A 12,505-nucleotide genomic window follows, 5' to 3' on the forward strand; every position below is an offset into this window, starting at 1 on the left:
CCTGATCGTGGAGTTCGCCCGGCCGGAATGGCGTCACGGGCCGCGGCCCGACAAGGGGCTGTTCGATGCCGCCCGGCTGATGCCGCGGCAGGCCCCCGAAGGCGGCCAGGTCGACCCCGAGACCTTCAGCTTCGCCGGGCATTTCAAGGTCGGCCGGCGCCTGGAGGACGGACGCTGGCGCGTGGTCAGCCCGGCCGATTCGCTGCGGGCGATCTGGCAGTACCGGGCGATGATCTGGCTGGCGGGCACGGTGCTGCTGTCGATCCCCTGCGCCTATCTGCTCGCCTCCTGGCTGTCCGCCCCGATCCGCCGGTTCGGCGCCGCCGCCGAGCAGCTGGGCCGCAACCTGCGGGCGCCACCGCTGACCCTGGACGGGCCGGTGGAGATCGTCGGCGCAGCCAGGGCCTTCAACGAGATGACGGGGCGGCTGAGCCGCTATGTCGATGACCGCGTCGCCATGATGGGCGCCATCGCCCATGACCTGCGGACGCCGCTGACCCGGCTGTCGTTCCGGCTGGAGCGGGCGCCGGACGAAATGCGGGCCAAGGCCGAGGCCGATATCGGCGAGATGCGGGCGATGCTGGCGGCCGTGCTGTCCTTCGTCCAGACGATGCAGAGCGACCGGCCGCGACAGCGGCAGGAGCTGCGGTCGCTGATCACCAGCATCGCCGACGACCATGCCGATATGGGGCATGACGTGGTGGTGGAGGACGGGCCCGACATCGTGCTGGAGGGCGACGACCTCGGGCTGCGCAGCCTCTTCGGCAACCTGATCGAGAATGCCGTGGCCTACGGCGGCGGCGCCTGCATCCGGCTGTGGCAGCAGGGGCGGGAGGCGATCGTGGAGGTCGACGACAACGGCCCCGGCCTGCCGTTCGAGGAGCTGGAGCGGGTGTTCGAGCCGTTCTACCGGTCCGAGCCGTCGCGCAACCGCCAGACCGGCGGCATGGGCCTGGGGCTGGCGCTGGTGCGGTCGGTCGCGGTCGCGCATGGCGGCCACGCCATGCTGGAGAACCGGACGGAGCGCGGCCTGCGCGCGCGTGTCGCCCTGCCGATTTAAACGGCGCCGGGCCTTCAGGCCTCCGTCAGCCCGGTCCGGCGGCGTGCGATCCGGTAGACCGTGACCGGCGGCATGTTCGCCAGAACGGTGCCGACGCGGCTGGCGTCGAGGCGCAGCCGCCCGAGGGTCTCGGCCGGGACCGGACAGCCGGCGCCGCAGGTCACCTGGTAGAAGGCGCCGTCGCGGCGCAGCTGCGTGAACGCGGCGTTCAGCACCCGCAGCGCCTGGCCCGGCGGCTGGAAGCGCAGCGGCAGGCTGCTGACCACGGCCCCGGCCTTCTCCGCCCCGAACGGCGCCGCGGTGGCGAGGGCCGATGGGTCGATCCAGTGCACGCCGATGGTAGGGTATTCCAGGCGCAGCGCCGCCGCGGCCTCCGACCCCTGGTCGACCAGGGCGATCCGCCCGGACGGGATGCCGTCGCAGACGATACGGCGGACGAAGGCGTCGAGGCCGCCGCCGAGCACGATGATCGGCGCCGCCGCCATCGAGATCGGCCGCGCCAGCAGGTCCGCCAGCGCCCGATCGGAGGGGGCGATCCGCCCGCTGCCATAGGGATCGAGCACCCAGCTGCGGAGCCGCTTCCGATCTTCGTTCGCGATCATCACGCACCCTCTTCAACCCGGGAAACCGTAGTGTCGCGCAGAATTGTCTCAGTGGTGTGTCAGCCCGGCGGATGCCGCTCGGCCAGAGGTCGGACGAGCCGGTTCCGGCGCCGCCTGGCATCCGCTATCGTCGCCGGCGACAGGGAGCAAACGGGGTTGCGATGCTGACGATCTATTCCGAGGACCACCGGCTGCAGCACGGCAAGGTGGAGCTGACTGGCGGACACTTCATCCCGGTGGTGGAGAAGCCGGAGCGGGCTGAGACCATCCTGGCCCGGATCCAGGCCGTGGGCCTGGGCGAGGTGAGGGCGCCGGAGCGGTTCGGCACCGACCCGATCGCCCGGGTGCACGACCGCGACTTCATCCGCTTCCTGGAGACCGCCTGGGACGAATGGCAGGCCGTGCATGGCGACATCGATGCGCTGCCGACCAACTGGCTGGTGCGCAACATGCGCCAGGTCATCCCCAGCTCGATCGACGGCAAGCTCGGCTACTACGCCAGCGATTGCGGCACCCCGATCACCAAGGGCACTTGGCGCGCGGCGCTGAGCTCGGTCGACGTCGCCCTGACCGGGGCGAAGCTGGTGGCGGCCGACGGCAAGCCGGTGTTCTCGCTGTGCCGGCCGCCGGGGCACCACGCCTCGACCGACGTCTATTGCGGCTATTGCTTCTTCAACAACGCCGCGGTGGCGGCTCAATGGTTCCGCGACAACGGCGCCGGCCGCGTGGCGGTGCTGGACATCGACTATCACCACGGCAACGGCACGCAGGAGATCTTCTACGGCCGCGACGACGTGCTGTTCGTGTCGCTGCACGCCGATCCGAATGTCGAATACCCGTTCTATCTCGGCTATGCCCAGGAGCGCGGCGAGGGCGCCGGCGAGGGCTTCAACCTGAACCTGCCGATGCCGTTCGGCACCACCTGGGACGGCTATCGCGCGGCGCTGGACGCGGCGCTGGCCCGGATCCGCGACTACAGCCCGGATGCGGTGGTACTGTCCTTCGGCGCCGACACCTTCCAGGAAGACCCGATCTCGCAGTTCAAGCTGAACAGCGACGACTTCACCCGGATGGGCGAGGTGGTGGGAAGCGGCCTGGGCGTGCCGGTGCTGACGGTGATGGAGGGCGGCTATGCCGTCGACGCGCTGGGCGTCAACGTCGCCAACCTGCTCCAGGCGCTGGAGGGATCGGCGCGTTAGCCGGCCGTCGCGAGATAGCCGGAGACCGTGAGCAGCGAGACGACGGTCGAGACCAGGATGACCTTGGCCGTCACCGTCGCCTCGCGGCGGTAGAACTCGGCCAGCATGAACGGGCCGGTGCCGGTCGGCAGGGCGGCCAGCAGCACGGCGGTGTGGGTCAGCAGGGGCGGCAGGCGGAACAGCATCGCCAGCCCCCAGGCCACCGCCGGCTGCAGCACCAGCTTGATCACGACCAGGAGCGTGGTCGCGGCGGTGTCGCGCTGGTCCGTCACGCGCTTCTCGCCCAGGAACAGGCCCAGCGCCACCAGCGCGCAGGGTGAGGACGCGCCGGCCAGCAGCTTCAGGAAGGTCTCGGCCGGCACCGGCACGGCCAGGCCGGACAGCGGCACCAGCGCACCCAGCGCCGGGGCGACCAGCAGCGGGTTGCGCAGCAGCGACCGCAGGATCTTCATCGCCAGATGGGCCCGGCGCGTTTCCGTCTGCAGTCCGATCTCGATCAGGATGATGGCCGCGGCGAAGACGACGCAGACCGTGATGATCGACGCGATCGTCGTCGGCGCCAGGGAGTCGCCGCCCAGCGCGGCCAGGGCCAGCGGAAAGCCGAGGAAGCCGGTGTTGGCATAGCCGGCGTTGAGGCCGTCGATCGCCGCATCCGCCAGATGCAGCCCGCCGCGCAGCCGGATGGCGAGGGTCAGCCCGAAGGCGACTGCGCTGCTGAGGCCGAACACGGCGATGAAGCCGGGCTGCCACAGCGCGGCCCATTGGGTGTGGGCCATGATGTCGAACAGCAGGGCCGGCAGCGCGAGGTAGACGACGAAGCGGTTCAGCTCGGTCGTCGCATGCGGCCCGAGCACGCCGAGCCGCCGCACCAGCCAGCCGGCGAAGATCAACGCGAAGATGGGCAGCACGACCAGGAAGGGCGACAGCATGGACGGGACCGATCGGGGGACTATCGAGGGCGCTTCGGTATCCTCCCGCCGGCCGATATGATCCAATGCATAGTGAGGGCCCTATCAATACCGGTTCGGTATCATGATCGACATCCGGCAGATGCGGTATTTCGTGGTGCTGGCCGAGACGCTGCATTTCGGCCGCGCCGCCGAACGGCTGCACCTGACCCAGCCACCGCTGAGCCGGCAGATCGCGGCACTGGAGCAGGAGCTCGGCGTCCGCCTGCTGGAGCGCCATTCCCGCCAGGCGGTGCTGACCCGGGCGGGCCAGCGCTTCCTGGAGGATTCACGGGCCGTGCTGGCCGCCTTCGACCAGGCCTGCCGCAACGCCAGGCTGGCCGACCGCGGCGAGCTGGGCGAGCTGTCGGTCGGCTTCATGATGCACGCCGCCTTCACCGTTGTGCCCGGCCTGGCGCGGCGCTACGTCACCGCCTATCCCGGCATCGATCTCAAGCTGCGGGAGGCGATGCCGAGCACGCTGGTCGATGAAGTGCTGGCCGGCCGCTTCGATGCCGGCATCCTGTTCCCGCCGGGGCCGGTGCGCGGGCTGGAGGTGCGGCCGATCCACAGCGAGAGCCTGTGCGCGGCGCTGCCGGCGGCGCATCCGCTCGCCGCGCGGGACCGGCTGGGCGCCCGGGACCTGGAAGGCGTGCCGCTGATCGCCACCCCGGTGGATGTGGCGCCGACCCTGCGCGACGCGATCGCCCGCTATTGCCGCAGCGCCGGCTTCCTGCCGACCATCCGGCTGGAAACCCAGATGCAGCAGACCATCGTCAAGCTGGTGGCCGAGGAGCTGGGCCTGGCGCTGGTGCCGGAATGCATGAGCGCGCTGGGCGTCGCCAGCGTCGTGTTCCGGCCGCTGGAGGACGCGCCGTCGATCGACCATGTCATCGTCTGGCGCAGCGGAAACCTGAACCCGGCGCTGGCGACATTCCTGGCCACCGCGGGCATCCCGCCGGCCTGATCGGGCGCCCCGCCCGGGCCGGTTTACGACTTGTCCTTGCCATCGCGACGGCGGTCCCCCATGTTGCAACTGTCATTCTGGTGCGAACCACCGGCCTGCAATTGCTTTGCAGCAGGGAATTTCGCTGCCTTTCCCGGCAACCGTCTGATGCGCCGCGCAATCCTGCGTGGTGCGATTTTATGCCCAGGGAGGCAAGCGATGCCCATCGGCACCGTGAAGTGGTTCAACAGCACCAAGGGTTTCGGGTTCATTCAGCCGGCTGACGGCGGCCAGGACGTTTTCGTCCACATCTCGGCTGTCGAGCGCGCCGGCCTGCGTGGCCTGAACGAAGGCCAGCAGATCTCCTACGAGGAGCAGCGCGATCCGAAGCGCAACAAGACCTCGGCGGAAAACCTGAAGACCGTCTAAGTCTTTCGACGGAATGCCATGAGAAGCGCCCGGAGCTTCCGGGCGCTTCTTTTCTTTGAGCAAGGCCCGCGGCGCCAGATCTGCCACGGGCCCGGTCTGTGACAGGACGGAGGGCCGATATGCCATTCAAGCCCAATTACAATCAGCAGCGCAGCGAGCGCAACCGGGCCAAGGAAGCGAAGAAGAAGGAAAAGCAGGAGCGCCGCGAGAAAGAGGCTGCCGACCGCAAGTCCGGCATCGAAGGCGACGCCCCCCAGGACGGCGATGCAGCCCCGGACGGTGAGACCGACCAGGACCAGGATGGCGACGTCGTCCCGCCGGACGGCGAACCCAAGCCGTCCTGACCCGTACCGTGACCGGAGACCGGCTATGCCCAAGAAGAAACAAACGAATGACAGCGCCTTCGTGCTGTTCAACATCATCTACCAGGACGGCACCCTGAGCTCGAACCGCAAGGTGCCCCGCGCCGATGCAGACGGGCTGGACGGCGACGCGCCGGCCCGGGCCTTCATCGAGGCGCAGGACCGCAAGATCGCGGAGATGTCGGGCAATCCCCGCGGCCCGATCAAGACCATGATCCGGTCCCCCGGACAGTAAAGCCTTCCGAAGACTCTCCCGGCCGCGTCAGGCCTCGGGGTCGCGCACCGGCGGAATGTCGATGGTGAAGCGCGCCCCGGCCGGGCTGCTGGCGATGTCGATGGCGGCATCCAGCTGCCGCACCTGCGCCTGCAGCACCATCATGCCGAGGCCGCTGCCATGGGCCGGCGGCTTACCCTCCGGCAGGCCGACACCGTCATCGGCCACGGTCAGGCGAAAGCCGCCTTCCCCCCGCGGCTGGAAGCCGATGATCACCCGCCCCTCGCGCCGATCCGGGAAGGCGTATTTCACGGCGTTGGTGACCAGCTCGTTGACGATCAGGCCAAGCGGCACGATCTGCGACGGCGGCAATTCGCCCGCCGTGGCCTCGACCGCGATCACCTTGCCGCCATTCTCCGGCAGCAGCGCGCGCGACAGGTCATCGCACAGCCCGGTCAGATAGTCCTTCACCTCGACCCGGTCGACCGAGACATTGGCGTAGAGCCGGCGGTGGACGATGGCCAGCGCCTGGATCCGGTCGTTCGCCTCGGCCAGCGCCTGCTTCGCCTCCGGCGTCTTCGCCCGGCGCGCCTGCAGCCCGAACAGGCTGGACAGCAGCTGGAAGCTGTTCATCACGCGATGATTGATCTCGCGCAGCAGCAGATCCTTCTGCTTCAGGTTCTCCTCGATCTTCTCGGCCATGGTGTCGAAGGCGGCGCCGAGATGGCTGATCTCGCCGCCGCCGCGGCGCAGCTGGACCCGGGCGCTGAGATTGCCGCGCCGCCATTCCCGGGTGGCCGACAGCAACCGGTCGATCGGCCGCAGCAGGAACAGCCGTCCGCCGATGCCCGCAGCGGCGAGCGAGACCAGCAGGCCGGCGACGATCATGGCGATGCCGCGCTGGGTCGCCGCATCGATGGTGGCGAAGGCCGCGGCGCGATCGATGCCGACCAGGACGAACAGGTCGAGATCCTCCGACCGCATCGGCACATAGCCGTAGATCCGCACCGTGCTGTCGAGCGCGCCCGTCGTGACCGACCCGGCCTGCGGTGAGGCCAGCAGGTCGAGGAACGGTTCCGGCACCTGCTTGCCGACCCAGGCATTGTCCGGCCCCGGCAGCCGCGACATCACCACGCCGGCCCGGTCGGTGATGGTGATGACGGCGTTGCGCGATTCGGTGTCGATGTTGATCGCCGCGGCCATGGCGTCGACGCTGAGCGCCGCGACCACCGCGCCCTGGAACACGTCGCCTTCGAAGATCGGGTAGGCGACGTGCAGCACCTTCTCGCCGACCGCGTCGGTGGTGGCGAAGCCGCCAACGGCGAAACCGCGGATCTCCCGCGCCCGCTGGAAGAAGCCCTGGTGGCCGACGGAGGTCGAGATCGCCGCCGTGTGGTTGGCGCCGCACAGCAGGTTGCCGTCGGCATCGACCACCGCGATGGCGGTCAGGCTCGGCACCTCCGACCGCAGGTCGTCCACCACCTCGGTGCAGCGGCCGCCCTGGCCTTCGCGTATCGCCGGCACCCGGGCCATGGCCGCCAGCAGCTGGCGCACCCCGTCGACGATGCGGAACTGCGCTCCGGCCGCCACCCCGGCCAGGCGGATGGCATCGTCCTGGATCTCGTTGGTCCGGGCGATGCGCAGCACATATTCGTTGTAGCCCTGCAGCGCGATGCCGGGGGCGACCGCCAGGGCGACCAGCAGGAACAGGCGGGACAGCAGGTTCATCGCGGCCGGTGTCCGCCAGTCATCGGGTGGGGGTCATCGGTGGCTCACACCGCTCCGGATCGCAAAGCTCGACCGCATGCCTGTCCCAACTCCATTCCATCCGGACCGACCCGGCGCCGGCCATCCTGATGCGACAGGCCGGCGACCGCAACCCGCCGCTCGCCGCAGGCCGGACCGGCGATCCGGTGGGGCCCGGTCCCGTATCTGAACAGCACGGCATGGTGGGAATACCGTCGCGTTCTAGGGCACAAGCCATCGAAATGCCACCCTGGCCCGGTAAGTCGCACATCAACGGTGTGGAACAAAGTTGTAGGCCGCCCGTTTTTCAATGGTGAAGTGCCCGGCTTTAACCGGCGCTTGAGGATGGAGACGACAATGCTGAAACCAACCATGATCGTGCTCGCGGCCACTTTGGCGCTCGCGGCCTGCGGGCGTGACACGGGCACGCGCGCCCTGACCGGCGGCGCGCTCGGCGCCGGCGCCGGCGCCGGTATCTCGGCGATCACCGGCGGCAACATCGGCACGGGCGCCCTGATCGGCGGCGCCGTCGGCGCCGTTGGCGGCGCGGCCACCAACTGCCACCAGGTCGGGCGCTGCTAAGCAGCACCACCACCGGGTGATCCAAGGGTTGGGCTGACGCCGGGTTCGTGCGTCAGCCACCCTCTGGATTGCCGGTGTCCGCATCAATTGATGCGGACACCGGCGCGCACGGCGTCTATTGAGTCATCGAGATGGGGACGGGCGTCGCCGTTCGTCCCCTTTTCCATGCCATGGCCATGCCATGGCTCCCCCGTCCCGGGCGGAGCCTTGCGGCGGGCCGATGCTATCGAGGAGACGACATGGCCACGCGGAACCTGGACCAGGAGCTCGACACCCTCCGCGCCGATCTCGGCAAGATCCGCGACGACATCGCCTCGCTGTCCCGCACGCTGGGCGAGGCCGCGGCGGCCGAGGCCAAGGCCGGCGGCGCCAAGCTGAACGAGGCCGCCCATGCGGCCAAGGACCGCGCCCAGCGCTTCGCCGAAAGCGCGCGGACGCAGGGCGAGGAAGGCATCGCGGCGCTGGAGGAGCGGATCGAGCAGAATCCCTTCACCAGCATCCTCGTCGCCTTCGGTGTCGGTCTCGTGATCGGCAAGCTGCTGGATCGCTGAGGCGGGCAAGATCATGGATATCGGCGGCGCGCTGCTCGGCGCCCTGGCCGCCCGCCAGCGCCTCCGGCTCGGCCAGGCACTGCGGCGGGCCTGCATCGCGGCAGGGCTGTTCCTGATCGCCTTCGTGCTGGCGGTGATTGCGCTGGTGCTGCTGGCGTGGTCGGGATTCTACCTGCTGCTGCCGGATCTCGGGCCGGCCGGCGCCGCCCTGGTCGTCGGGCTCATCGCGCTGGGCCTCGGCGCCGTGCTTGCCCTGATCGGCGTGCTGGCCGGCCGTGGCCCGCGCCGGCGTCGCGCACCTGTGACAGCGGCATCGCCTGCCGCGGCCACCGCTGGGCTGGAGGGCATTGCCGCCGGGCTGGGCCTGTCGGCCGCCAAGGCCGCGCCGAAGATCGCCCTGGCGGCGCTGGTGGTGGGCGTCGCCGTCGGCGCCCTGCCGATCCTGCAGGGGCGTCGCCGCAAGGACTAGCGGCGATCGGGGTGGCGATCGGGGCCGCGACCGCAGCGCAATCCGGCCCCGCTGCGGCTCGGCCAGCTTGCCGCATGACCCGCGCCCGGATTCCGCTATAATCTCCAGTCCTTCCGCGGGGGCCTCGGTTCCAGGGCCGGGGGCGGAAGGGTTTCGACATCCCAGAACGAACAAAGGTTCAGACATGATCAACAGACGGACGGTGCTGACCGCGGGCGCCCTGATGACGGCATCGCTGCTGCTGACCGGGCTGCCACGCCCGGCATCGGCGCAGACCGACGCCGCCGGCGCCTTCATCGACGACATGGCCAAGCGGGCGATCGGCATCCTCCAGACCGGCGGCGCCGGCACGCCGCAGGGCAAGGCGGAGTTCACCCGGATCCTGAACGAAGGCTTCGACCTGCCAACCATCGGCCGCTTCGTGCTGGGCCGCTACTGGAACAGCGCCAGCCCGCAACAGCAGCAGGACTACATGCAGCTGTTCGAGGCGATGATCGTGGACACCTATTCGCGCCGGTTCCAGAACTACCAGGGCGAGACCCTGGTGGTGAAGGGCACCCGCCCGGTCGGCAGTGGCGGCGATACGCTCGTGAACACCGAGATCCGGCAGAAGGACGGCCCGCCGATCCAGGTCGACTGGCGGGTGCGCGCGGCCGGCAGCACCTTCAAGGTGGTCGACGTCATCGTCGCCCGCGTCAGCATGAGCGTGACCCAGCGCGACGAATTCGCATCGGTGATCTCGCAGAACGGCGGCAGCATCGACGGGCTGCTGCAGGCCATGCGCCAGCGGGCCGGCGGCTGATCTGCCGGACACGCTGACCGAAGGGGACGCGATGGCGGTGGCGGAGGGCGGCAGGCCAGATGGCGGCCGGGATGTCGCGGACTGGCTGGTGGCCGAAGGCCGGCTGCTGGCCGACCCGGTGGCGCTGGTCGACGGCTTCTGCCGCCGCCTGATCGCCGCCGGTCTGCCGCTGCAGCGCGTGCGGGTGGGCCAGAGCATCACCCATCCGCTGCTGACCGCCTGGGGCGTGGTGTGGACCACGGCCAAGGGCGGCGAGGACTTCGTCATCGACCGCAAGGTGCTGGCCACCAGCGCCTTCCTCGGCAGCCCCTACCAAGCCGTGCTGGAGAGCCGCCAGCCGCTGCACCGTCCGCTGACCGGGCTGGGGCCGGACGACCACGCCATCTTCCATGAGCTGGCCCAGGCCGGCGGCACCGACTATGTCGCGGTGCCGGTGGTCTATGGCAACGAGACGGTGCAGGTGGCCAGCTTCGTCACCGACCGCCCCGGCGGCTTCGCTGCGGGCGAGGTGGCGCTGCTGGAGCGGCTGCGCCATCCGCTGGCGGCGGCGATGGAGCCGACCGCCATGCGCCGGTCCGCCGCCAGCCTGCTGCGCACCTATCTGGGCGTCGGCCCGGCCGACCGTGTGGCGGCCGGCGCGATCCGCCGCGGCGATGTCGTCGCGGTCGATGCCGCCATCCTGTTCGTCGACATGCGCGGCTTCACCGCCCTGTCCGAGCGCCTGAATTCGGCCGCGGTGCTGGCCGTGCTGGACCGCTATTTCGAGACCGTCGCCCAAGCCATCGTCGACCGCGGCGGCGACGTGCTGAAATTCCTCGGCGACGGCGTGCTGGCAATCTTCCCGGTCGAGCAGGCCGGCACTGCCGCGGCCGCCTGCGAGGCCGCAATCGGCGCGGTGCGGGTGATCCACCAGGGCCTGGCCGCCGGGCCCGATCCCGTGGCCTTCGCCGCGGCGCTGCATCTCGGGCCGGTGATGTACGGCAACATCGGCAGCCCCGACCGGCTGGACTTCACCGTGCTCGGCCCCGCCGTCAACCTGACCAGCCGGCTGGAAGGCCTGGCCAAGCAGCTCGACCGGCCGGTGGTATGCTCCGAGTCATTCCGGCAGGCCTGGGCCGGGGCCACCGATCCGCTGGGCGCGCACCCGATCCGCGGTCTGGCCGACCCGCAGCCGATCTTCGCGATCACGACCTGAGCGGGCGGGCGCGCGCCCGGCAGAGGCTTTTCGGAACCGCTTTCCCATCCCTTGGCCGTCATTCCCGCGAAAGCGAGAATCTCCCCGATCGGCGCGCGACGAGATCCCCGCTTTCGCGGGGATGACGGGGTTTGGAATGGCTGAAGGGTCCCCGACACCGTCATGGCAAGCGCAGCGAAGCATCCAGCGGCACTGCCCTGGATCGCTTCGCTACGATGGACTTCGTAGGTTGGGTTCGCGCTTGCGAACCCAACGTTTGGTGCGGGCTGCGGGGTGTTGGGTTCGCCATGCGAACCCAACCTACGCCTGCGGTTCACCCCGTGTCCGGCGGCTGGTCCCAGGGCAGGCCCTCGATCGGGTTGTTGAAGCCAGCCATGTCGTACCAGCCGGTGACGATGTGCGGGTGCTTCAGGCTGCAGGTGCGATACCAGTAGCGGCCCTTGTCCGGGCCCTCATGGGGCCACCACTCGTCGACATCGTCCGCTTCGTCCGGCAGCCAGCCCTCGTTGGCATAGCGCTGGGCTGGCTTGCGCGCGTCCGGCCCATCCGGGTCCAGCAGCAGCACCAGTTCCGGCTTCACCCCGATGTCGCGGCACAGCCGCAGCACGATCTCCTCGATCGGATGCTCGGCGAGCGCCAGCGCCTCGTCGATCTCGCGGGTCTCGATCAACTGCTCCCACATCCCGTGGGCGAGATGGGCGGAGGTCCGGAAATCGAGGTTCTGGTCGGAGCAGATCGAATGGGCGACCACGCGCGCCACCCGGGTGCGGCGTTCCGTCTTCTCCGCGGCGCGGGCCCGGGCGCCGGCAGCTTCCTTGTCGGTCGCCTCCCGGTCCTGGCGGGCGAAATGGGCCTGCAGTGCCAGGGTGTGGCGGCGGCGGCGCGATCGCGGATCGCCTGCAGGGACGCGGCGTGCAGCGCCTCCACCCGCTCCATCACCATGTCAGCCATCCGGTCGAGCATCCGCCCGGCCCGCTCGTCCTTGGGAGCGGCCGGGGCCTCCGGCGTCTGATGGGATTGCACCTTGTCTACGGAACGTATCATGAACAAGCGCTGTGGATAATACTACTGCGATAACGCGTTGCCTCTCCCGCAAGCGGGAGAGGCACACAAAAATCAGACCGCGAGTCTGCAGACCAGGGCTTTGGACAGGCGGCACGAGAAAGCGGCCGGGTCGCGGGCGGACGAGGCCTGGGTGGTCATGGTGAAGGGTCGGTAGACTGCGGCCGATATGCCAGGGCCGGCCGGGCGCGCTTGACACCCCGCCCGGCCCTTGCGAGCCTCCGATCCGGAAGTGACGCGGGGTGCCCGGTATCGGGCCGAGAGCCCGTCTGGAAACGTGTTGGCGTGAGTCGGCTGGTGGTGGTTTTGAGCACCGGAGCGCAGCGGACCTCTACGTCC

At 69.9% G+C, this 12,505-nt stretch carries 15 protein-coding genes; 11 read left to right on the top strand and 4 right to left on the bottom strand.

Annotated features, from left to right (window positions below; all coding sequences use genetic code 11):
• The coding region (locus tag AC3XYG_RS20250; protein ID WP_489141671.1) for an ATP-binding protein at nt 1–1,060 on the top strand (1,060 nt) is incomplete at its 5' end.
• A gap of 14 nt (nt 1,061–1,074) precedes the next feature.
• On the opposite strand, the gene AC3XYG_RS20255 is transcribed toward AC3XYG_RS20250, so the two are convergent.
• Nucleotides 1,075–1,662 carry a class I SAM-dependent methyltransferase gene (locus AC3XYG_RS20255; RefSeq protein ID WP_489141672.1) on the bottom strand — a complete coding sequence of 196 codons (588 nt, stop codon included), beginning with the start codon at nt 1,660–1,662 and terminating at the stop codon, nt 1,075–1,077.
• A 161-nt stretch (nt 1,663–1,823) separates the two neighbouring features.
• On the opposite strand from AC3XYG_RS20255, the gene AC3XYG_RS20260 reads away from it, so the two are divergent.
• The gene (locus tag AC3XYG_RS20260; RefSeq protein ID WP_489141673.1) at nt 1,824–2,861 is read left to right on the top strand and encodes a histone deacetylase family protein; all 1,038 of its coding nucleotides are present in this window, start codon (nt 1,824–1,826) and stop codon (nt 2,859–2,861) included.
• Here AC3XYG_RS20260 and AC3XYG_RS20265 read toward each other — a convergent pair.
• Nucleotides 2,858–3,790, bottom strand: coding sequence for an AEC family transporter (locus AC3XYG_RS20265; protein ID WP_489141674.1), 933 nt, complete (start codon nt 3,788–3,790; stop codon nt 2,858–2,860). The genes AC3XYG_RS20260 and AC3XYG_RS20265 overlap by 4 nt on opposite strands.
• Nucleotides 3,791–3,893: 103 nt before the next feature.
• Here AC3XYG_RS20265 and AC3XYG_RS20270 point away from each other — a divergent pair, with 103 nt between their 5' ends.
• The 4 genes from AC3XYG_RS20270 (at nt 3,894) to AC3XYG_RS20285 (ending at nt 5,780) form a co-directional block, all read left to right on the top strand.
• The gene (locus tag AC3XYG_RS20270; protein WP_489141675.1) at nt 3,894–4,775 is read left to right on the top strand and encodes a LysR substrate-binding domain-containing protein; all 882 of its coding nucleotides are present in this window, start codon (nt 3,894–3,896) and stop codon (nt 4,773–4,775) included.
• A gap of 198 nt (nt 4,776–4,973) precedes the next feature.
• Entirely contained in the window at nt 4,974–5,183 is a 210-nt protein-coding gene (locus AC3XYG_RS20275) for a cold-shock protein (RefSeq protein ID WP_489141676.1), read from the top strand.
• A gap of 119 nt (nt 5,184–5,302) precedes the next feature.
• Complete coding sequence (locus AC3XYG_RS20280) at nt 5,303–5,527, top strand: hypothetical protein (RefSeq protein ID WP_489141677.1); 225 nt, start codon at nt 5,303–5,305, stop codon at nt 5,525–5,527.
• 25 nt (nt 5,528–5,552) lie between these two features.
• Entirely contained in the window at nt 5,553–5,780 is a 228-nt protein-coding gene (locus AC3XYG_RS20285) for a hypothetical protein (RefSeq protein WP_489141678.1), read from the top strand.
• Nucleotides 5,781–5,807: 27 nt separating this feature from the next.
• On the opposite strand, the gene AC3XYG_RS20290 is transcribed toward AC3XYG_RS20285, so the two are convergent.
• Complete coding sequence (locus AC3XYG_RS20290; protein ID WP_489141679.1) at nt 5,808–7,487, bottom strand: sensor histidine kinase; 1,680 nt, start codon at nt 7,485–7,487, stop codon at nt 5,808–5,810.
• A gap of 375 nt (nt 7,488–7,862) precedes the next feature.
• On the opposite strand from AC3XYG_RS20290, the gene AC3XYG_RS20295 reads away from it, so the two are divergent.
• The 5 genes from AC3XYG_RS20295 to AC3XYG_RS20315 all read left to right on the top strand — a co-directional run bounded on the left by AC3XYG_RS20295 (nt 7,863) and on the right by AC3XYG_RS20315 (nt 11,104).
• Complete coding sequence (locus AC3XYG_RS20295; RefSeq protein WP_489141680.1) at nt 7,863–8,087, top strand: YMGG-like glycine zipper-containing protein; 225 nt, start codon at nt 7,863–7,865, stop codon at nt 8,085–8,087.
• Between the two features lie 239 nt (nt 8,088–8,326).
• Nucleotides 8,327–8,638 (top strand): ElaB/YgaM/YqjD family protein, encoded by a 312-nt coding sequence (locus AC3XYG_RS20300; protein WP_489141681.1) that lies wholly within the window; start codon nt 8,327–8,329, stop codon nt 8,636–8,638.
• A 13-nt stretch (nt 8,639–8,651) separates the two neighbouring features.
• The gene (locus tag AC3XYG_RS20305; protein ID WP_489141682.1) at nt 8,652–9,107 is read left to right on the top strand and encodes a hypothetical protein; all 456 of its coding nucleotides are present in this window, start codon (nt 8,652–8,654) and stop codon (nt 9,105–9,107) included.
• A 184-nt stretch (nt 9,108–9,291) separates the two neighbouring features.
• Complete coding sequence (locus AC3XYG_RS20310) at nt 9,292–9,909, top strand: MlaC/ttg2D family ABC transporter substrate-binding protein (RefSeq protein ID WP_489141683.1); 618 nt, start codon at nt 9,292–9,294, stop codon at nt 9,907–9,909.
• Between the two features lie 31 nt (nt 9,910–9,940).
• Nucleotides 9,941–11,104, top strand: coding sequence for an adenylate/guanylate cyclase domain-containing protein (locus AC3XYG_RS20315; protein WP_489141684.1), 1,164 nt, complete (start codon nt 9,941–9,943; stop codon nt 11,102–11,104).
• A gap of 313 nt (nt 11,105–11,417) precedes the next feature.
• Here AC3XYG_RS20315 and AC3XYG_RS20320 read toward each other — a convergent pair whose 3' ends face one another.
• The gene (locus AC3XYG_RS20320; RefSeq protein WP_489141685.1) at nt 11,418–11,864 is read right to left on the bottom strand and encodes a hypothetical protein; all 447 of its coding nucleotides are present in this window, start codon (nt 11,862–11,864) and stop codon (nt 11,418–11,420) included.
• Nucleotides 11,865–12,505: the final 641 nt, after the last annotated feature.

The organism is Inquilinus sp. (assembly GCF_057815775.1).

Coding starts and splice junctions, on each gene's coding strand:
- AC3XYG_RS20315 (WP_489141684.1), top strand. CDS start 9,941: ATGGCGGTGGCGGAGGGCGGCAGGCCAGATGGCGGCCGGGATGTCGCG.
- AC3XYG_RS20305 (WP_489141682.1), top strand. CDS start 8,652: ATGGATATCGGCGGCGCGCTGCTCGGCGCCCTGGCCGCCCGCCAGCGC.
- AC3XYG_RS20280 (WP_489141677.1), top strand. CDS start 5,303: ATGCCATTCAAGCCCAATTACAATCAGCAGCGCAGCGAGCGCAACCGG.
- AC3XYG_RS20285 (WP_489141678.1), top strand. CDS start 5,553: ATGCCCAAGAAGAAACAAACGAATGACAGCGCCTTCGTGCTGTTCAAC.
- AC3XYG_RS20295 (WP_489141680.1), top strand. CDS start 7,863: ATGCTGAAACCAACCATGATCGTGCTCGCGGCCACTTTGGCGCTCGCG.
- AC3XYG_RS20255 (WP_489141672.1), bottom strand. CDS start 1,662: ATGATCGCGAACGAAGATCGGAAGCGGCTCCGCAGCTGGGTGCTCGAT.
- AC3XYG_RS20300 (WP_489141681.1), top strand. CDS start 8,327: ATGGCCACGCGGAACCTGGACCAGGAGCTCGACACCCTCCGCGCCGAT.
- AC3XYG_RS20270 (WP_489141675.1), top strand. CDS start 3,894: ATGATCGACATCCGGCAGATGCGGTATTTCGTGGTGCTGGCCGAGACG.
- AC3XYG_RS20310 (WP_489141683.1), top strand. CDS start 9,292: ATGATCAACAGACGGACGGTGCTGACCGCGGGCGCCCTGATGACGGCA.
- AC3XYG_RS20260 (WP_489141673.1), top strand. CDS start 1,824: ATGCTGACGATCTATTCCGAGGACCACCGGCTGCAGCACGGCAAGGTG.
- AC3XYG_RS20290 (WP_489141679.1), bottom strand. CDS start 7,487: ATGAACCTGCTGTCCCGCCTGTTCCTGCTGGTCGCCCTGGCGGTCGCC.
- AC3XYG_RS20275 (WP_489141676.1), top strand. CDS start 4,974: ATGCCCATCGGCACCGTGAAGTGGTTCAACAGCACCAAGGGTTTCGGG.
- AC3XYG_RS20265 (WP_489141674.1), bottom strand. CDS start 3,790: ATGCTGTCGCCCTTCCTGGTCGTGCTGCCCATCTTCGCGTTGATCTTC.